Genomic DNA, 19,854 nt, shown 5'->3' on the forward strand with positions numbered 1-19,854 from the left:
ATTTAAAATACCGCAGAAGTCATTTCGTTTTTTGCACCCCCTCGTTTTCACTCCTGCATGTACAGGTGGCAAAGGTATGACAAATACATACATTTTTTTCAAAACATAAAAAGAGCGCCGGATTAACAAGCGCTCTGCACATAGTCTGCTGCTGCAGTATTTTAACCGTTCAATATTTTCTCGACACGCTCCCGCATTTGCGGAACGCCTAATCCGACAATGACCTGAAGCGCCCTGCCTTTTCTGACGACGCCGTGGGCTCCCAGCTCTCTGAAATCGGCGTCACTTTTGACCTTTGATTCATCAGCGACAGTGACGCGGAGACGGGTGGCGCAATTGGTGACCTCCGTAATATTGTCCTTTCCGCCCAGCGCTTCAATATACAAAGCGGCCGTATCCCGCTGTGTTTCGTCTGCCGCCGCTGTTTCTTTTGAAGCCTGCTTCCGTTCTCTGTACTCCTTTTTCGAATAGAGCTTTGTTTCCTGCCCTTCCTCTTTTTCTCTGCCCGGTGTGGCGATGTTGAATTTGAGAATGAGGAAACGGAAGACGAAAAAGTAAACAGCGGTAAAACACAACCCGATGATGATCTGGTATACATACGTCAAGCCGTGGCTTGACGCCAGCGGGATCCAGTTCAAGGTCGCAGCTTCGATCAAACCGCCTCCCATATTTCCGACGACGCCGGCCATATACATGACGGTTGCCATGGAAGCGGCAAGCAAAGCATGAACCGCAAATAAAAACGGCGAGATAAAAAGGAATGTAAATTCAATCGGCTCTGTAATTCCCGCTACAATGGACGTCAAGGTGACCGGGATCAAAAGGCCGGCGACGATTTTTTTCTTTTCCTTTGAAGCCGTGGCGTAAAAAGCGAGCGCGATCCCCGGTATGCCGAAGATTTTCGAGTTGCCGTGAAGCGCGAAGCCCCCCTGCGGGAACAATTCTTTCAGCGGTTTGACGCTTTGAGAGTATTCCCCGAGATGCTGAGCCCAATAGGTAACGATACCGCCTTCAGCCACAGCCGGACCGTAAACAAACGGCGAGTAAATAAAATGATGCAGGCCGGTCGGTATTAAAATCCGCTCCAGGAATGTGTAAATCCACACGCCGATCGCCCCGGAAGAAACGAGAAAACTTTGCAGCGAGCCGATTCCGGATTGAACCATCGGCCATACGTATGCCACCGCAAGTGAAATCGGTATCATAATGAAGAAAGAAATGATAACGATGTAGGAAGATCCTTGAAAAATCCCCAGAAAATCCGGCAGTTTTTTATCAAAATAACGATTGTGCAAATACACGACAATAGAGGAAATAAAGATGGCGCCGATAATATTCGTATCAAGCGTTTTGATCCCGGCGATCATCGTCAGCCCGCTCGTTCCGCCGGCTTCCTGAGTCATATCGACATGAAAAGCCCCGCCCCAAACCGTTAGAATCGCATTGATAAAGTAATTGAATGTCAGATAAACTGTAAGCGCTTCCAAACAAGCCCGCGCCTGCGCTTTTTTCGCTAAGGCGACAGGGATGCCGATCGCAAACAGGAGCGGCATTTGATTAAAGACGGTCCAGCCGCCCTGTTCAATGACGTACCAGCATTGATACCAAAGCCCGTCAGGATCAGCCAGCGGCCCCATCAGCGTTTTATTTTTAAACAGCGTACTCAGACCGACAATAATACCGGAAAATGCAAATAACAAAACAGGCACAAACATCGCGCTGCCGAAGCGCTGGACTTTTTGCATCATTTCACGTGACCTCCCGCTATTCATCAAAATTTTCAAGCTCTTTATAATCAACATATGCACGGAATAACGATTCGCCCACCAGAAAAAACGGGGCAAATGCGACAATTTCCGTTTTATCGCTTAACGTCACCGGCTTGCTGGTCGCATAAAGATTATACGGCGTCGTTTGCGCCAGGACGTTGTTTTTCAGATTGGTGATTGAAATAAACGGAACTCCCTTTGCGGACAGGGTCCTTACCTGCGGAATTAATTCGGGTGTTTCGCCTGATAAAGAAATAATGATGAATACGTCATCAACCTTAAAATCATCACACATGATATCAAACTCTGTGATGTCCTGAATTAAAATCAGATACTTCCGCCGGGATACAAACATCCGCTGCAGCTCGCGGGCGCACACCCTCTGAGCCGTCCCCGATCCGTAAACGAAAATCCGTTTTGCTTCATCTATCAGCCGGCACATCTCCGTCATATCTTTTGACTTCACGTATTTTACATTGGCTTCAATATCATCCAGCAGCTTTTCAAACGTCATATTCTCGCCCTCTTCAGGCTGATCCTCCCATTTCAGAAAAACACGGAATTCACTATAGCCGCTGAAGCCCAGTTTTTGGGCGAGCCGCAGGATGGAAGACCGAGAGACATTGCAGGCTTTCGCCATGTCATTGATACCGAGATGGTAGCACGTATGCTTATGATTCAATATATATTTTAAAATATAAAAATCGTTGTCATTTAATTTCGCGTAATGCTGATTAACCAGTTCTTCAAGACTCATCCCAAAAATCCCCCCGTTTTCTTTCTATTATATAGAATAACAGATAAAGAAAACGGGGAAGATTGTCATCAGGAAATAGGAGACGGGCTTACATCAAGCTCAGGCCAGTAGTCTTTATTAGCCTCCATCAGATCTTCAAGAATCAGTCTTGCCACACGGGCATTCGGCACTGTTTTTGACAGGATCAGCGCCTGCCACAGCTTTTGAAACGACCGCTCTTCCCACGCTTCAGCCGTCAGTTTTTCGACAGACACCTGCTGTTCCATCAGGCCTTTTTGAAATTGCGGTATGTTCCCGACTGAGAGCGGTTCCGGTCCGTTTGAACCTACGAGACAAGGAATCTCAACCATGGCTGACGGATCAAAGTTTGCGATCGCGCCGTTATTTTCAACGATTAACAGCATTCTCTCCCCTGTGTTGTAAGCGATGGCCCGGGCAAGGTCGACGATATAGGAAGCATGATCATCAATTTTAATTTCACTGTTCTCCGATGATTGTTCGCGCGTAATCATATCGCATTGGCTGAAAATGAAAGCTTCCCGCCCTTCCATGACTTCGTTGGCTCTCGTATGGTTCGGGTTTGATTTTTTCACCATATCATCCGGGAATAAGTAATATTGCAGATATGTGTTCGGAAGCGTATCCGGATCAGCCGCCTGTACGTCGCGCGCTTTTTTGAATGTGTCATTCCAGCTTGCTTCAGTCTGTTCGGCCTCCGTCTTCGGAACGTAGCCGTATTCACGGACATGCTCTTTCAGCTTCGGCATTAAATCATTGCCCTCTCGATCGGTGATGGACGTCCACCAGCCAAAGTGGTTCAAGCCGTAGTAACGGACGTTCATTTCTTTTCGTGAAGATAATCCGAGGATGTTCGCCATGCGATCCTCAATTCCGACCGGCATGTCGCAGATGTTCAATATTTTTGAATTCGGTCTGAGGCGCCGTGTAGCTTCGGCCACAATCGCCGCCGGATTGGAGTAATTCAGCATCCATGCGTCAGGCGAGTACGTTTCCATATAATCAAGAATCTCCAGAACACCGCCGATAGAGCGCATGCCGTATGCGATTCCGCCCGGCCCGCATGTTTCCTGGCCGACCACGCCGTACTTCAGCGGGATTTGTTCATCGAGTGCGCGCATCGCATATTTTCCGACGCGGATATGCGCCATGACGAAGTCAACATCCGTAAAAGCCGTCTCTGGGTCATCAGTCGCCAAAAATTCAATGTTCGGCGCTTTTTCTTTTATGAATACCTCACACGCACCCGCAATCCGCTCCTGCCTTTCTTTATCATTGTCATAAAGTTTCAGCTTTCTGATCGGAAACTCTTCCAGGTGGTTCAAAAGCATTAATACAATTCCGGGGGTAAATGTGCTGCCGCCGCCTGCAATAACGATTGAGAATGATTTGTCTGTCATGTGAAGCCCTCCTCTGATAACGTTTACATTTTATTTATATCATGAGAAGGTCCGATCTGTACCGGGTTTGGAGGAGTTAGATCATTTGATCATTTTTAGTTATTTTTCTCAAAAATCGGGAAAGTTCCCACAGGTACAAAAAAGGCCTGCTGTCATCAGCAGACCCCTTCTCAAAAATGCTCTTGTAAATCAGAAAGCAGCACTTCCTGCTCAAATTGTGGATTTCCGATCGGAAAAATCCTGGCTGTTTCCTTGTCTTCGTTGACATGCTGAATATAAATCGGAACTCCTTCATACGTCACATACGCCATGGCGGCGGATTCCGAAATGTCTTTCGCACGCTGTGTATTCACGTCTCAAACCTCCTTTAGGCCTCACACATAACGTGTCCGGCAGCCAAGAGAAGTATGCTTGTTTCTTACAATTGTCCGGCGGTGAGTTTGAATTTTTTGAGGCGTTTGTAAAACGTGCTCCGCGGGATTCCGGCCATTTTGGCGGCCTGTGTAACATTCCCCTTCGCTGATTCAAGCGCGTTTACGATGATGTTTTTCTGAATGTGCTCCCGGATGGAGACAGGGGACGCTTCTTCCTGTTCATAAGACTCGGCCGCCTCTTTAAGACCTGACGCTTCAAGCAGGGCTGCGATGGGGCGCCCTGACAGCCGTCCGTCCGGGAACATGACGGAAAGACGTTCAAATACATTAAACAATTCCCTGATGTTCCCCGGCCATTTCCGGCTCTTTAATAGGTCTAAAAAATCATCAGGAAGCTCCCCCCGCCAGCCGCGATTTCGCTGAAATTCAAGGAAGAGGCCGGGAATGTCTTCGGTGCGTTCTCTTAATGGAGGGAGGTGGATCGGACAGACGTGAAGCCGGTAAAATAAATCTTCTCTCAGCTTTTTGCATTCGACAAGCTGTCTCAGATCAGTGTGGGTGGCAGTGATAATTCTGATGTCAACGGGAATCTCTTTTGTCCCGCCGACCGGGGTGACTTTCCGCTCCTGCAGCACCCGTAACAGAGCGACCTGCATGGAGTGTGATATTTCTCCGATTTCATCGAGGAAAAGCGTGCCTTTATCGGCTTTTTGCAAAGCGCCGTTATGTCCTTTCCGTTTGGCTCCGGTGAAGGCGCCTTCCGAGTAGCCGAACAGTTCGCTTTCAATCAGCTTTTCGGGGACCGCCCCGCAGTTGACAGCGATAAACGGGCCGTTTTTCCTGGAGCTGTTGTTGTGAATCGCCCGGGCGGCAATCTCCTTTCCCGTCCCGGTTTCTCCCGTAAGACAAACGGTTGCGTCCGTTCGGGCGACAAGCTCCAGCTGCTGGAGCATATGTCGGGATGACGGGCTTTTGCCTGCCGCACCATGAAATATAAACGACGGCTTTTCTTCTCGTTTAGATAAGTAAATGCATGAGAAGCCGTTCTCCTCCCGCTTCGTCTGCTTGATATGATAGCCCTGTTCCTCAAGCTCGCGCAGCATATGTCCGGTAAAATGCTGAACGGGACGGCTTGCGGCGATAACCCGGCTCATTTCATTGCAAAGCACGATCGGATCGTGAGACCGGGTAAGCCCGGCGAATTTGCTGATCATGTCAAGTTCTGTCATTTTGATCTTTAGGGCAAGCTCCCGTTCCGCCGTATAAGCGATGGAGGAGGCAATTCCGAGCATAAAAGGCTGAGCGCGGGCGGCGGGGCAGGAAATATCAATGACACCCGCCAGCCGCCCGTCTTCATAACGGATGGGCGCGGCGGAACAGCTCCATTGATGAGAAGCGAGCGAATAATGTTCAGAGCCGTGTATCATGACCGGCTCATTTGTATAAAGAGCTGTCCCGATCGCATTCGTGCCGACGGCCGTTTCCGTCCAGCGGGCGCCTTTTAAGAAATTGATGCGGTTCGCTTCATGAATGGTGCGCGGGTGGCCGTCAACTGAATGGACAACGCCGTCAGAATCAATCAGAAGAACCATCATTTCCATTTCCCGCATCGCCGTTTTCATTCTTTCTGCGTGCGGCGTTGAGGCCGCTAAAAATAACGCATGCTTTTCGGCCTGCCTTTCTAAATGATCTGCCGGCATTACATTCGGTCCCTTTTCTAGATAAGGGTTGACGTCGGCTTTTTTGCAGCGGTGCCATGAGGCGGCCACCCGCTTCTGAATACGGGATTCATCGAGCACGCCTTCTTTCACAAAACGCTTCCAGGTTTTAAAATCATTCCGAATGACATTCATTGTATTCGCTCCCCCCTGTTCAGACCATCTTTTCATATATTGTAGGGGAAAAGTAAAGCGCTTTCAACGAAAAATACCCCTTCTCATCTGAGAAAGGGTATTCCGGTTATACGGAATGCACCGCAAGTCCGGTGACATTCAGCAGGGCTTCCTGAAGCGTTTCTGACAGAGTCGGATGCGCCGCGATAAAGTGCTCCGACATATCCGCCGTCATTTCACCGTTCATCATCATGACCGCCTGACCGATCAATTCCGTCACGTCCGGCCCGATCATTGACACTCCGACGATTTCTCCGAATTCCGGTTCGGCAATGATTTTCATTTTGCCGCCGTGCTGATGCTTAATTAACGCTTTTCCGTTAGCAGAAAATGAGCATTCTCCGATTTTCACATCTCCGTATGTCTCTCTCGCCTGTGTTTCCGTCAGCCCGACAGCTGCCATTTCGGGCGATGTATAAATACAGCGGGGCACCGCCCGCATATTGACTTTGCTGTCCTTTCCCGAGGCATGCGCGGCGGCTGTGATTCCTTCATGAATGGCGGCATGCGCGAGCTGCATTCCTCCGGCCGCATCGCCGCACGCATATATATGAGGCACATTGGTCTGCATATGGTCATTGACTTCAATCCCGCGCGGAGAATACCGGATGCCGGCCTGCTCCAGATTCAGGCCTTGCAAACGCGGCTTTCTGCCGATTGCAACCAAAATGTGATCAGCCTGAGCTTCAATTTCTTTTCCGTCTTTTGTCCACACGGCGGTTTTCCTTTCTTTGTCAATCCGCTGAAGGGCGGCTTTTGTCTGAATATCAGCCCCGCTGTCTCTTAAAGAGTCTTCGAAAGCGGCGGCGATTTCCCCGTCTTCTGCCGGGAGCAGCCGGTCAGCCGATTCAATCACCGTCACTTTCGTTTTAAACCGGCTGAATAAAGAGGCAAATTCGCAGCCGATCACACCTCCCCCGACAATGAGCAGAGACGAAGGGATTTTCTGTAAAGAAAGCGCATCTTTGCTGTCGATCACCCAATCACCGTCAAATGGGGCAAACGGCAGCTCCGCCGATTCAGATCCGGATGCAATCAATATCCGGTCCGCTTCCAGAATGTCTTTTGCGCCTCCTTCTTCTTCAACAAGCAATGTCTGCTCTGTGAGAAATGAGGCTGTCCCGCTGATGACTTTAATCTGATTTGCTTTCATTAAGTATTGAATTCCCTGCACGAGCTGGCTGACGATTTGCCGTTTGCGCCCCTGCATGCGGTTCCAATTGAGTGTAATGTTTTGCGGCAGTTCGATGCCGAATGTATTTGCGTGCCTGATTTTATCGAGCACATTCGCACTTTCCAAAAGCGACTTTGTCGGGATGCACCCCTCATTGAGACAAGTGCCTCCGAGCGGCCCTTTGTCGATCAGAACGACTTCTTCTCCCCTCCGCGCGGCAGTCACGGCAGCTGCATATCCGGCCGGCCCGCCGCCGATAATGGCTAGTTTCATTTTTTCACCTCTCTCTATAAAATCAAACCGGCAGGCTCTTCAAGCAGCGCTTTGACCGTTTTCAGGAAGTCCGCAGCCGGGGCACCGTCACATACTCTGTGATCAAAGGTAAGGCTCAGCGGCAGCATGGTGCTTTTGACAAGCTCATCTCCTTTAAATGCCGGCGTTTCATAGCTTGCGCCTACTCCGAGAATACCGGCTTCAGGCGGATTAAGAATCGGGGTGAAATGCTCAATTCCGTAACCCCCGAGATTTGTAATAGAAAATGTCGATCCGTGCAGGTCATCTCCGGAAGCATTGCCTTCCCGCGCCCGGCGTGCCGATGTGCTGATGTGATCCGCAAGCTCAAGGAATGAAAGCTTTTCCGCATCCCGGATCACCGGCACGACGAGACCATTTTCAAGAGAAACCGCCATCCCGAGGTGGACATATGGATAGGTGATGATCCGCTCCTCTTGATAAGAGCTGTTCAGCTCAGGATGCTGTTTCAGCGCAAGCACCGCGGCCCGGGATACGAAATGTGTGACCGTCAGTTTAACACCGCTCCGCTTTTTCGCACTGTCGGCGAGCTGCTGCTGCCATTTTACAAGCTCCGTAATGTCCGCTTTCATCGTCAGCGTCAGCTGGGCGCTGTTTTGCAGGCTTTTGTGCATTCGGTCTGCAATCACTTTTCTCATCGCTGAAGCCGGTTTTCCCTCCGGCTGTGCCGTCTGAACCGAAGACTGCGGTTCAGCTTCTGTCTTCATGGCCTTGATGACGTCAGCTTTTACGATTCTGCCTCCGGGCCCCGTCCCGTTCAGCGTATCAACTTTCAACCCGGCTTTCTCCGCCATTTTTCGGGCAACGGGAGATATTTTCACGCGGTGTTTACGCTTTTGCCCGGCTTTGGGAGCGGGAATATGTTCAGGTTCAGATTGCGGTTTCCCTGCATTTTCAGGAGCCGGCGCCTCCTTCTCCCGCACTTCTTCGCCGTTTTCCCCGATATAACAGATGGGCGTTCCCGGGGGGACTCCTTCTCCCTCTTTGACTTTAATGTGAAGAAGCGTGCCGCTTTCAGGCGCTTCTATTTCCATTTCTATTTTTTCCGAGTTGATGCTGGCGATGCTCTCTCCCTTTTCAACCGGGTCGCCGACTTTTTTATTCCAGACGGATACTTCACCTTTCTTCATCGCCATTCCAAGCTTCGGCATTACTACTTTTACAGCCATTCTATATCCCTCCTTTAATTCATTGCCGGCTCGCCAAGCAATTCAAGTGTGACGCTGACAATACGGTCTGGTGTCGGCAAATATTGATCTTCAAGCACCGGCGAAAACGGCACCGGTGTATGCGGCGCTGTAATCCGCTTAATCGGCGCATCAAGCAAATCAAAGCCCTTATCGGCGACAATCGCAGCAATATCCGTGGCGATGCTGCAGCGCGGATTGGCTTCGTCAATGATGATCAGCCGGTTTGTTTTTTCTAACGATGTGAAAATCGCTTCCTCATCTAGAGGAGACAGACTCCGGGGATCAAGCACCTCGGCGTCGATGCCTTTCTCAGAAAGCTGTGCAGCCGCTTCAAGCGCGGTATTAACCTGCTTGCCGACCGCAAACAGCGTGATGTCGCTGCCTTCGCGTTTGATATCCGCTTTTCCGAGCGGAATTGTATAATAATCTTCCGGCACCTCGCCCTTCATGCTGTAGGACGTTTTGTCTTCAAAAAAGAATACCGGATCATTGTCTTCTATTGCCGCCAGCAGCAAACCTTTGGCGTCATACGGATTGGACGGCACAACCGTCTTCAGACCCGGGATGCTGGTGAACAGGCCATACAGCGCCTGCGAATGCTGAGCCGCTGCCCGGAACCCGGCTCCGTATGTGGTGCGGACGGTGATCGGCACTTGCGCTTTACCGCCGAACATATAGCGGAATTTCGCCCCTTGGTTAATCACTTGGTCAAAGCACGTTCCGATAAAATCATTAAACATCAGCTCGGCAATCGGTCTCAGCCCCGTGGATGCCGCAGCCATGGCCGCACCCATATAGCCCGCCTCAGAAATCGGTGTATCCAGCACTCGGCTGCGCCCGAATTCCTGTACGAGACCCTTTGTGACCCCGAGTACACCGCCCCATGCCTCATCATCTTGCAAATGATCGACCGCCGCTCCCCCGGCGACATCCTCACCGATTACAAGCACATTTTCATCTCTTCTCATCGCAAGCTTCATTGCTTCATTGATCGCGTCCGACATGCTTATGACTCTCGCCATCTCACATTCCCCCTTTTTCATATGACACGTAGACGTCTGTCAACAGCTCAGACTCTTTCGGATAAGGACTCTTTTCGCTGAACGAGACGGCTTTTTCAATCGATTCGCTGACTCGCTGTTCAATGTCTGACAATTTATTTGCATCTGTTTCTTTTAGAAGATAGTTTTTAAAGCCTTGGATAGCATCCTTTTCTTCAAGATGCTCAGTCTTTTCATCCTTTGTTTTATAAGTTTGGGCATCGCCTTCGAAATGGCCGTAGTTTCTGTAAGTCATACATTCAATCAAAGACGGGCCTCCGCCGTTTCTTGCTCTTTCTATCGCTTCCCCGGCTGCCTGATAAACCGCTAAAATATCTTTTCCGTCCACCGTGACCCCCGGCATGTTGTAGGCAGCCGCCCGATCGGCGATTGAATCACAGGCTGACGCGTACTCAAATGTCGTGGCTTCGCCGTAGCCGTTGTTTTCGGCGATGAACACGACAGGAAGGTTCCATACTGCCGCTAAGTTCAGCCCTTCATGGAAGGTGCCTTGGTTATTGGCTCCGTCTCCGAAAAAGCAAACGCTTACATTTTTAGTTTGTTTATATTTAGCCGTGAGCGCTGATCCGCATGCGAGCGTAAATCCGCCCCCGACGATTCCATTTGCGCCTAACATGCCTTTATCAAGATCCGCAATGTGCATAGAACCGCCTTTGCCTTTACACAGTCCGGTCGCTTTTCCGAATATTTCCGCCATCATGCCGTCCAGATCACAGCCTTTGGCGATACAATGGCCATGTCCCCTGTGTGTGCTTGTAATGCTGTCGCCATCATCTAAATGAGCGCACACCCCCGCAGCTACCGCTTCTTCACCGGCATACAAATGGACGAATCCGGGAAGCACTCCTTGCGCGAAAAGTTCATGCACTTTGTCTTCAAAGCCCCTGATTTCCAGCATCTTTTGGTACATCCACAGCGCTTTTTCCTCAGTTAATGACAAGCCTTCTCGTTTTAACAATTCCATTTTGTGCGCCTCCTTCTATTTAGGGTTCACACTTATAAATGCAAGAAGCATGCCAGCCTTTGAAGCCCGTAAAATGAATGTTTTTATTTTTTCAATGGAGACAGTTTGAGACAGGTGTCTCATTTTGTCTCGATCTGTTCCCTTTGTCTCGTTTTATGGCATACAAAAAAGACCGGGCATCACCCTGTCTTTGACAATGATCGACGTATTTATTTCCTCGGAAATCTTTTATTGCTTCATTCTTCCGCATACAGTCTATCACGGCGTTTGAGTGGTTACACTCTTTTTTTCATATCCACGCGCTGCAGTTCATCCTTTTCTTCAACAGCCCGATTCAGTGCTTGAAGCATGTAACCAATGCCTTTATACGATGACAGAGGCCAGGTGATATGCTGATGCTCTCCGATGACGGCGTTTAGAACGCTTCGGTATTTTTTCCCGCCAAGCATGACAAGCTCTTCGACGTCGGAAAAGCCTTTTTCATGAAATTGACGGCGCAGCTCGTCCGCTGCCATGATCTCCGGGTGACCGGTTCCAAAAGTGACATCGTAATTTCCGGGAACAGTATCATCCGGACGAAGAAATCCGTGCTTCGCCGACAAAATCACCCACTCATCGAAAAATGCTTTCGCATATCGCTCGCATGCCTGATGAAACGGGCTGAGATAAGCGTCTTCCGCCCTTACCGGCCCTGTATCTGAATGGACATCCCAAATTTTTTTCTTGCCGCAGGGGATGATGCACAGTCGTTTCATTTTTCTCTCCCCCTTTATGATGTATCTTCTATCAATGTACCATTATTCGTTTATTTCTGCATGACGAAACCGGCCATGGATCTGTCTGGGTAAAAGCTGCACACAAAAAGACCCGGAATTCAAACCGAACTCCGGGCCGGATGAAGAGTTGTTTATGTCACTCTTGCTCCATCCCATCAAGATACTTTCTCTCAAAGTCATCGAGCAATGCACGCACTTCATCTGTTGACTTTGTATTCATGCATTGATTTCTTAATTCACTTGCTCCCCGGAACCCGCGGAGATATATCTTGAAAAAGCGAGGGAGCGGTTTATATGCTCTAGCTTCTTCTTTTGAATACTCATCATGGAGATCCAGATGCAATCTCAAAAGATCAAGCAATTCCTTACTGCTATGCTCTCTCGGCTCCTTTTCAAAGGCGAACGGATTAGTAAAAATGCCTCGTCCAATCATAATCCCGTCAACACCGTATTGTTCAGCGAGTTTCAAGCCGGTCTCCCGGTCAGGAATATCCCCATTGATCGTCAAAAGGGTATCTGGCGCAATCTCGTCACGAAGTTTCTTAATTTCCGGAATCAACTCCCAATGCGCATCTACTTTACTCATTTCCGCTCTTGTACGCAGATGAATAGAAAGATTCGCAATGTCTTGTTTCAGTATGTGTGTCAGCCAGCCGCGCCATTCGTCAACATCCGTGTAGCCAAGTCTCGTCTTCACACTTACCGGCAGACCTCCTGCTTTCGCCGCCTGTATTAATTCTGCCGCAACTTCAGGACGGCAAATCAGGCCGCTTCCCTTTCCATTCCCCGCCACATTAGGGACAGGACAGCCCATATTGATATCCAGGCCCTTAAACCCTAATTCCGCCATCCCAATACTCATTTGGCGAAAGTTTTCAGGCTTATCTCCCCATATGTGGGCAACCATCGGCTGTTCATCCTCCGTGAAAGTCAAACGGCCGCGTACACTATCCTTCCCATCCGGGTGACAATAGCTTTCTGAGTTTGTAAACTCTGTGAAAAACACATCAGGTCTGCCTGCTTCACTCACAACATGGCGAAAAACGACATCCGTCACATCTTCCATTGGTGCCAGTACAAAAAATGGCCGCGGTAATTCACGCCAGAAATTATCTGTCATAACAAATCCAAATCCTTTCATGATGGGATACAGCCAAACCTTTATCCCAAAATTAAAAACTGACCATGCTTCTTTTACACTTATAGCATGTGTCAGCACTTCTTATCAAACGATAGTAAATTTTGAACATTTCACTTTTTACACCTTAAAAAGTGAAAAAGCAAACTGGAGTAGAACACATTAATTGAGTTAACGTAATAGACTATCGCTATAGTTAACCCCATATCGTTCATTTCTGATCAACTCAGTCAACTCCTTAACCTTTAAAAGGGTTTGAGAGAGAAAAAGTGTGATGATTATCTACACCTAATTTTTATTTATATTGTGGTTTATTAAGATTAGCGCTGACCTTCATCTTTCTTAGCGGCCTTACTTTTGCTCTTTTTGGATAAAAAGGAGTCCAACCTAAATAGAATATCATATGAGTTCTCCCTATTACCATAAAACAAATTTCAAGAAATAAGTTGATTAAGCAAATGGGGCTGGGGGGTATATCTGAGTACTGAAGAGAATGTAAAAAGAAAAAGCCTTAACTTGCCGATTGTGAATCACATGAAGTAAAGAGGATGGGAAGAGAAAATAAACTTGAACTTAACAGAATTCAAGAACTTCAATCTGGATCTTTTCGGATTTGCTCATGGTTTAGAAATAACCAACGCAGCAAGTGGCTTCTGGCTCTATACAGTATATGTACTAAGGGTCGATCGGCTTTCAAAGCCCATATGTTAATATCTTTATACAATCACCTATATATATTTGTATAAGGTTACGATCCGGTAATCCTGATCCAAAACCAATAAAATAGACTGCTGACTAAGTGCCGCAGTCTTCATTCATAAGATTAATAAGAAAGTGTTCATTTTCTTTCATCATTAAATAAGGCGTCAGAAGTTATTGCTTTCATTTCGAATATTCTTTGTTATACCGTTAATGATTTGTATAACAGTGAAAACCCCCAAGAAAACAGTGACAATATTAAACCATGGATTATCATAGAATGAAAGATATGTTTGAAAGAAATCCAGTTCAGCTATGTTTGCTGGGAATCCATTCATTTCTCTATAATTCGGACCCCATCCCGTTAATTCTACAAAACTAAAATAAAGCTGTGATATTAAAAATGCCAACAACGTGTGAAACCAACTTTTTTTATATAACGGTCGTTTTTTATATACTTTACCCATTTCAATTACCATTTCCTTTTCTGCAATACTTTTTAGCCAAGTGACAATCTAACATCATTATATGATGAAGCACGATTGTCGCGATAATTACTTATTAAGGATATATCCATCGCAGGTATTACTGTAAGAGTTGTTATCACTTGTGGTTCCGCCTCGGATTTATTCCTTTTTTGGGAATAAGGGAAATAATTGGGGTCCTTTTTTCCTGTTTAGGCTTTCATATTATGTATAACGACCAAACATGCTTTTTTAGTGTGTTTGATCTTTTATCGATGTGCCAACTGCCGCTGGTGATTAGTGTAAGTAAGCACCCTTGCCTTTTACAGCTTCTACTTCAGAACCTTCGTTCAGTTGTTGAAATTCCAATATCTCTCATTCGATTTCACCTCCTGTTTATCTTTTATTAAAGACCTACTTACTTTGGCATGATAAATACTTTACAGTTGAATAATGTTACAACTTCATCTCAAACCAATGATATCAAATTATTTTACATTATCCCAATAATGTCATAATACACCACAGCGTCATTATACAAACGAGGTCAAAATTGGCTGTTTTTCACTCGCTTTTCCACACATTTTTCAACTCTTTTCGTCAGTTTAAATAAAGATCTCCGAGAAAAGAAGAAACATAAAGTTTAGAAAAGACAGCCAGGGCAAAGGCTGCGCATAAAAAAACCCGGAAATCGGAATTGTTTATTTACCGAATCCAGGTCTGATTACGAATTGTTTATTTTAGTTAGACGATTTCAACACAAGCTTCGCCACGGCTTCCACATGAGCCGTCTGCGGAAACATATCCACAGGCTGAATATATTCGACGCGATAGTCCTTCGACAGCGTCTGCAAGTCTTTCGCCAGTGTGGAAGGATTGCAGGATACGTAGACGAAGCGTTTCGGTTTTACTTTTTTGATGGTATCTAAAAATGTTCTGTCACAGCCCGTTCTCGGCGGGTCGACGATGACCACGTCAGGACGGAAGCCTTCTTTCGTCCATTTCGGGAGCCAGTGTTCGGCTGTTCCTGTGACATATGCCGCGTTTTTGATGCCGTGTTTTTTGGCGTTTTTCTTCGCGTCATCAATTGATTCTTTAATGACGTCCATGCCGCGGATCTCTTTTGCGCCGCTTGAAACCCACATGCCGATCGTACCGACGCCGCAATACGCGTCTACGACTTTTTCTTTTCCTGTCAGCTGAGCCGCTTGTTTCACTTCGTCATACAGCTTGACCGTCTGCTCAGGGTTGAGCTGGAAGAAAGCGCGGGCGCTCAGTTCAAATGACACGTCACCGAGCACTTCTTGAATGGCATGGCTTCCGGCCAGCGCTTTTGTTTTGTCACCGAAAATGACGGATGTGCGCGCGCCATTGACGTTTTGAATAATCGATTTCACTTCCGGCAGCCGGTTCTGAATGGCTTTGACGATCTCATCTTTATTCGGCAGTGTCTCTTTCGCAGTGACAAGCACGACCTGCACTTCGCCTGTTTCAAAACCGACTCTCGTCACGATGGTGCGGACATCGCCTTTTTTGGTCCGTTCGTTATAAACGGATACGTTGTGTTTTTCCAAAATACGGCGGACGATACCCGTTGTTTTGTTTGTCGCCGGATGCTGGACAATGCATTCCTTAATCGGGACGATTTTATGGGAATCAAGTCCGTATAAGCCGGCAATGATGCTGCCGCTTTGCGAGCGTCCGACTTGGAACTGGCTTTTGTTCCGGTAATTCCAAGGGTTGTCCATTCCGATCGTATCTTTAATGTTCATTTCTTCGACATTGAATCTCGTATGACGTTCCAGAGACTGAATGACAATGTCGCGTTTTTCGCGAAGCTGCTGGGTGTATGCCAGATGCTGAAGCTGACAGCCGCCGCACTGGTCGTAGACCGGGCATGGCGGCGTGACGCGGTGTTCAGACGGCTTGCGGATTTTTTTGACGCGTGCTTCTGAAAATTTCGGCTGCACATTTGTCGCTTCGGCAACGACTTCTTCCCCGGGCAGAGCGCCGGGAACGAAGACAACTTTTTTCTTAAAATAGCCGACGCCCTCTCCGTTAATGCCGAGACGTTTGATGGTCAGCGGAAATGTCTGCCCGATTTTCAATTCGGCAGGCGCCTTTTTTTGATGTTGATTCACGTTTTTTTCTCTCCGTTTCTATATAAAGCCTTTCTCCTGGGAAAACGGCTGATTTGAAATATCACATCTTTTCAGTATAACATGCAGCCGGCTGTTCCTTCATGTTTTTCACTGGAAGTTTCCAAAAATCCTCAAAGCGGTTTTTCATTCAATACTTCTCCACAAATACAAGGACGCATAGCTTAAATATGGCGCCCATTCGCTGCTTACCTGAAGCATCACGTCTTTTGACGGTTTATCCTCAAGGGCGAAGCGGCGTTTGATGGCATTTTGCAGGCCGATATCCGCCAAAGGAAACAGATTCGGGCGGCCGAGGCCGAACATGAGGACGTTTTGGACGGTCCACGGGCCGATGCCTCTGATGGTGATCAGCTTTTTCATAATGTCTTCATCCGATAAATGGGTAAGTTCCGCCAGATTGAGCGCTCCGCCTGCAATCATGCGTGAAATGTCAATCGCATATTCCGCTTTTCTCATGCTGAACTGGAGCTCCCGCAAGTCCTGATAATCAAGCGCCGCGATCGTTTTCGGCTCGGGATAGCACCAGACGCCGTCTTTTTGTTCACCGAAGGCATGGACGAACCGTTCCGTTAAGGTAAATGCGAAAGACAGGTTGAGCTGCTGGTGGATGATGCATTTCATGAGACAGTTGTAGACGTCATATTCCAAGACGAGCGGGGTTCCCGCATGCTCCTCAAAAAGCGCCGACAGATTTGTTTTTGAGAAATGATCAAGCACAGGCTGAAGCGGCTGTTCCCATTGAAAAATGTGTTTGATCCGTTCAATCATCTCCTCGCGGTCCGTTTCTCCGCTGACGAGGAAGACCGGGTCTGCGGCGGTGCCTTCCGCTTGAACCGTGATGACGGACAGTTTGCCGTCCCGTGTTCTGAGCGGCACTTTGATTGATCTTGCATGAAGATCGACCGCATTCAGCGGATCGAGCGACAGCCTTTCAAGGACTTTATCAAAATGATACGGCGGCGTGACCGAAACCGTTTCCTTCCACATATGCTCCACCCCTTTTTGTCCAAGTATATCATGAAGCGGCCGGGCGGCAATTCGTATACTTTTCTTCATAACGCCGCATGATATAATGGCAGGCGGAGGGTTGTTTATGATACATATAACCGCAATCACAACACATAATGAGATATTAGATAATATCCCCCTATCACGTACAGAACAACCGGACATCGCATGGTACTGGATTGATTTTTTCGGCGCTGAGATGCATGAAACCGAGCTGCTGCGGGATTATTTTCACTTTCATCCGCTTGCGATCGAGGATTGCTTTCAGCACATGCAGCGGCCGAAGATCGACCATTATGACGGCTACCGTTTTTATGTGCTCCACGCCTTGAACCCGGACACACTGGAAATGGAAGAGGTGGACATTTTTCAGTCCGACCGTTTCATCGTCAGCTTCCATTTGCACGAATCGCCCGGCGTCTCAAGGGTGAGAGAACGGTTTTTCGCTTCTCCGGGGTTAGCCAAAAAAGGGCCGGGGCACATCACTTATATGATTATGGATCAGCTTGTCGATGAATATTTCCCCGTACTGTACAAAATAGAAGACCGGCTGAATGAAATTGAAGACAGCAGAACCCATAAATCTTACGGCACTTTAATGAATGAAGTCTTTGAATTGCGGACTGATCTTTTGAACCTGAGACGGACGATCATTCCGATGCGCGATTTAATGTACCGGATTTTGAGCCTTGACCATGTAAAAGAAAGCCGTGAAACGAAGGCGTATTTCAGCGATATTTATGACCACCTGTTAAAACTGGCCGAGCTGATCGAGTCAAACCGTGATATGACGTCAGATTTGCGGGACAGCTATGTGACGCTGAATTCAAACCGGATGAACGCCATTATGATGACATTAACCATCGTCTCGACCATTTTTATCCCGCTGACGTTCATCGCGGGGGTTTACGGCATGAATTTCGATAACATGCCTGAGCTTCATTGGAAATACGGGTATTTTATCGTTTTGGGCGTCATGGCCGTTCTTGTGGCCGCCATGCTGTTTTGGTTCGCCCGCAAAGGCTGGTTTAATATTTTCAAGTAAGAACGGCTGCCGGCTGTTCTTTTTTTTGAGAAAACATGATATGTTGGAAAAAAACGTAAAGAGGTGTGCGCCGTTACCATCTTTTCTCACAAAATCATTTCTTCTGTCCTCCTGCTATTCAGTGTTATGTCCATTGCCCCGCTGTATAACGGCTGTACGGTGTCTGATTACATCTTTGAGTCGCTCGGCTTTTCTTCCTGGTCTGAAGACGGAGCCCATATCTCCGTCATTCCCGGGGTCGTCCTTTACTTTGCGGCGTTAATCTGGTGTGCCGCCGCGTTCAGGCGGACGCTTCCCGCGGCGGGGCTGTTTCTGATCTTTCTCAGTATGGGGGCCGCTTCCGTTATCAGTCCTGCCACCGAATATGCCGCTTTTTCCTTAAAACAGTTCGCGCCCGAAAAAGAGTCTGTCGAATATTTGAAGCACCGCAGCGAATGCAGTCATCTGATTGAACGAAAAAGAGCGGGCATGAGCTGCACGCTTTATATCAATCATTACGGAAAAGGGGAACAAACCATTTCTGTCACGCCGGATTTATCAGAAAACATAAAGGACGTCACATTCAAATCAAAAACATTCACTGTAAAACCCCGTTCAAAAACAATCATCAAAACCCGATTTACCGGATTTTATAAGGGGACAGCCGCATCAGACTCCGGATGGTCTTCAGAACCTGAACTGAAAGTGGCAATCCTGTACACAGCAGATTAACCATTTTGCATGTATAATGGTGGAAAACTTTTCATTGGAGGGACTGTCAAATGAAGATCGCCATTGTCGGACTCGGCAATATGGGCCGCCCCATCGCCGAAAATATCATGAAAGCCGGATACAGCCTGACTGTATATAACCGGACGAAAGAAAAAGCGGCTGACCTGCTGGATAAAGGGGCCGAATATGCCGAAACGCCCCGCCAGGCAGCTGAACATGCGGACATTGTGCTTTCAATGCTGTCAGACGATGAAGCTGTAACAGGCGTGACGTTCGGAGCTTGCGGCATTATTGCCGGGTTATCTGAAAACGGCATTCATATTTCAATGAGCACGATCAGTACGGCGCTGTCAGAACAGCTTTCCGCCGCACATTCGGGCAGAGGGCAGTCCTTTATTGCCGCTCCCGTCCTCGGCCGCCCCGATGCCGCCGAGAAGGCCGAGCTTCGCATCATCACAGCCGGACCGGCAGAAGCGAAGAAAAAGGCCGAACCGCTGTTTAACATCCTGAGTCAGCAAGTATTTGACACGGGTGAAGAAACAAAAACGGCCAATGCCGCGAAAATCAGCGTCAATTTCTTGCTCGTTTCTATGCTGGAGGCGTTATCTGAATCATTCTTAATGATGGATAAGTTCGGTTTAGAACAAAAACAATTTCTAGAAATTGCCAACGCGCTCTTTGGCTCTCCCGTCTATCAAAATTACGGCACGATCATGGCTGAGGAGAAATTTGAGCCGGCCGGCTTCAAAATGTCTTTAGGGCTCAAGGATACCAATCTGGCGCTCGCCGCCGCAGAACAGGTTTCCGCAAAACTCCCTCTTGCCGAACTGGCGAAGAGCCATTTTGAAAGCGGGATCGCACAAGGCTGCGGAGATTTGGATTGGGCGGCATTGATTAAATGTATCAAATAACAAAACACCTCTCCATTACCAGGAGAGGT

Annotated in this window: 17 protein-coding genes; 3 read left to right on the top strand and 14 right to left on the bottom strand. The window is 47.8% G+C overall.

Annotation, left to right across the window (positions count from 1 at the left end; genetic code table 11):
- Positions 1 to 161 precede the first annotated feature (161 nt).
- The 14 genes from ACWJJX_RS16995 to ACWJJX_RS17060 form a co-directional block, all read right to left on the bottom strand.
- Positions 162 to 1,748, bottom strand: a complete 1,587-nt coding sequence (locus ACWJJX_RS16995) for an alpha-glucoside-specific PTS transporter subunit IIBC (protein ID WP_059366640.1) — start codon at positions 1,746 to 1,748, stop codon at positions 162 to 164.
- A 16-nt stretch (positions 1,749 to 1,764) separates the two neighbouring features.
- Positions 1,765 to 2,526 (bottom strand): MurR/RpiR family transcriptional regulator, encoded by a 762-nt coding sequence (locus tag ACWJJX_RS17000; protein ID WP_077721947.1) that lies wholly within the window; start codon positions 2,524 to 2,526, stop codon positions 1,765 to 1,767.
- 68 nt (positions 2,527 to 2,594) lie between these two features.
- The gene (gene glvA / locus ACWJJX_RS17005; protein WP_454023139.1) at positions 2,595 to 3,944 is read right to left on the bottom strand and encodes a maltose-6'-phosphate glucosidase; all 1,350 of its coding nucleotides are present in this window, start codon (positions 3,942 to 3,944) and stop codon (positions 2,595 to 2,597) included.
- A gap of 170 nt (positions 3,945 to 4,114) precedes the next feature.
- Complete coding sequence (locus ACWJJX_RS17010) at positions 4,115 to 4,297, bottom strand: H-type small acid-soluble spore protein (protein WP_003155535.1); 183 nt, start codon at positions 4,295 to 4,297, stop codon at positions 4,115 to 4,117.
- Between the two features lie 65 nt (positions 4,298 to 4,362).
- A complete protein-coding gene (locus ACWJJX_RS17015; protein ID WP_063637095.1) occupies positions 4,363 to 6,171 on the bottom strand; it encodes a sigma-54-dependent Fis family transcriptional regulator in 1,809 nt (602 codons plus the stop codon).
- 106 nt (positions 6,172 to 6,277) lie between these two features.
- Entirely contained in the window at positions 6,278 to 7,657 is a 1,380-nt protein-coding gene (gene lpdA / locus ACWJJX_RS17020) for a dihydrolipoyl dehydrogenase (protein ID WP_102421918.1), read from the bottom strand.
- 14 nt (positions 7,658 to 7,671) lie between these two features.
- Positions 7,672 to 8,865 (bottom strand): dihydrolipoamide acetyltransferase family protein, encoded by a 1,194-nt coding sequence (locus ACWJJX_RS17025; protein WP_017419130.1) that lies wholly within the window; start codon positions 8,863 to 8,865, stop codon positions 7,672 to 7,674.
- 14 nt (positions 8,866 to 8,879) lie between these two features.
- Positions 8,880 to 9,908 carry an acetoin:2,6-dichlorophenolindophenol oxidoreductase subunit beta gene (gene acoB, locus ACWJJX_RS17030; protein ID WP_094247150.1) on the bottom strand — a complete coding sequence of 343 codons (1,029 nt, stop codon included), beginning with the start codon at positions 9,906 to 9,908 and terminating at the stop codon, positions 8,880 to 8,882.
- 1 nt (position 9,909) lies between these two features.
- Positions 9,910 to 10,911, bottom strand: coding sequence for an acetoin:2,6-dichlorophenolindophenol oxidoreductase subunit alpha (acoA, locus tag ACWJJX_RS17035; protein WP_003155540.1), 1,002 nt, complete (start codon positions 10,909 to 10,911; stop codon positions 9,910 to 9,912).
- Between the two features lie 275 nt (positions 10,912 to 11,186).
- Positions 11,187 to 11,666 (bottom strand): DUF6884 domain-containing protein, encoded by a 480-nt coding sequence (locus ACWJJX_RS17040; protein ID WP_057080400.1) that lies wholly within the window; start codon positions 11,664 to 11,666, stop codon positions 11,187 to 11,189.
- Positions 11,667 to 11,823: 157 nt separating this feature from the next.
- Positions 11,824 to 12,807 (bottom strand): tRNA dihydrouridine synthase, encoded by a 984-nt coding sequence (locus ACWJJX_RS17045; RefSeq protein WP_057080401.1) that lies wholly within the window; start codon positions 12,805 to 12,807, stop codon positions 11,824 to 11,826.
- An 884-nt stretch (positions 12,808 to 13,691) separates the two neighbouring features.
- Complete coding sequence (locus ACWJJX_RS17050) at positions 13,692 to 13,991, bottom strand: YfzA family protein (RefSeq protein WP_077721943.1); 300 nt, start codon at positions 13,989 to 13,991, stop codon at positions 13,692 to 13,694.
- A 737-nt stretch (positions 13,992 to 14,728) separates the two neighbouring features.
- Positions 14,729 to 16,129, bottom strand: coding sequence for a 23S rRNA (uracil(1939)-C(5))-methyltransferase RlmD (gene rlmD, locus ACWJJX_RS17055; protein WP_007408520.1), 1,401 nt, complete (start codon positions 16,127 to 16,129; stop codon positions 14,729 to 14,731).
- Positions 16,130 to 16,273: 144 nt separating this feature from the next.
- Positions 16,274 to 17,137 (bottom strand): DNA-3-methyladenine glycosylase family protein, encoded by an 864-nt coding sequence (locus ACWJJX_RS17060; RefSeq protein WP_077721942.1) that lies wholly within the window; start codon positions 17,135 to 17,137, stop codon positions 16,274 to 16,276.
- Between the two features lie 106 nt (positions 17,138 to 17,243).
- Here ACWJJX_RS17060 and corA point away from each other — a divergent pair, with 106 nt between their 5' ends.
- The 3 genes from corA (at position 17,244) to ACWJJX_RS17075 (ending at position 19,825) form a co-directional block, all read left to right on the top strand.
- Positions 17,244 to 18,203 carry a magnesium/cobalt transporter CorA gene (gene corA / locus ACWJJX_RS17065; protein WP_003155549.1) on the top strand — a complete coding sequence of 320 codons (960 nt, stop codon included), beginning with the start codon at positions 17,244 to 17,246 and terminating at the stop codon, positions 18,201 to 18,203.
- A gap of 63 nt (positions 18,204 to 18,266) precedes the next feature.
- Positions 18,267 to 18,914 (top strand): hypothetical protein, encoded by a 648-nt coding sequence (locus ACWJJX_RS17070; RefSeq protein ID WP_454023140.1) that lies wholly within the window; start codon positions 18,267 to 18,269, stop codon positions 18,912 to 18,914.
- Between the two features lie 50 nt (positions 18,915 to 18,964).
- Positions 18,965 to 19,825 (top strand): NAD(P)-dependent oxidoreductase, encoded by an 861-nt coding sequence (locus tag ACWJJX_RS17075; protein WP_069013137.1) that lies wholly within the window; start codon positions 18,965 to 18,967, stop codon positions 19,823 to 19,825.
- Positions 19,826 to 19,854: the final 29 nt, after the last annotated feature.

The organism is Bacillus sp. YH3-2-B2, from assembly GCF_053663335.1.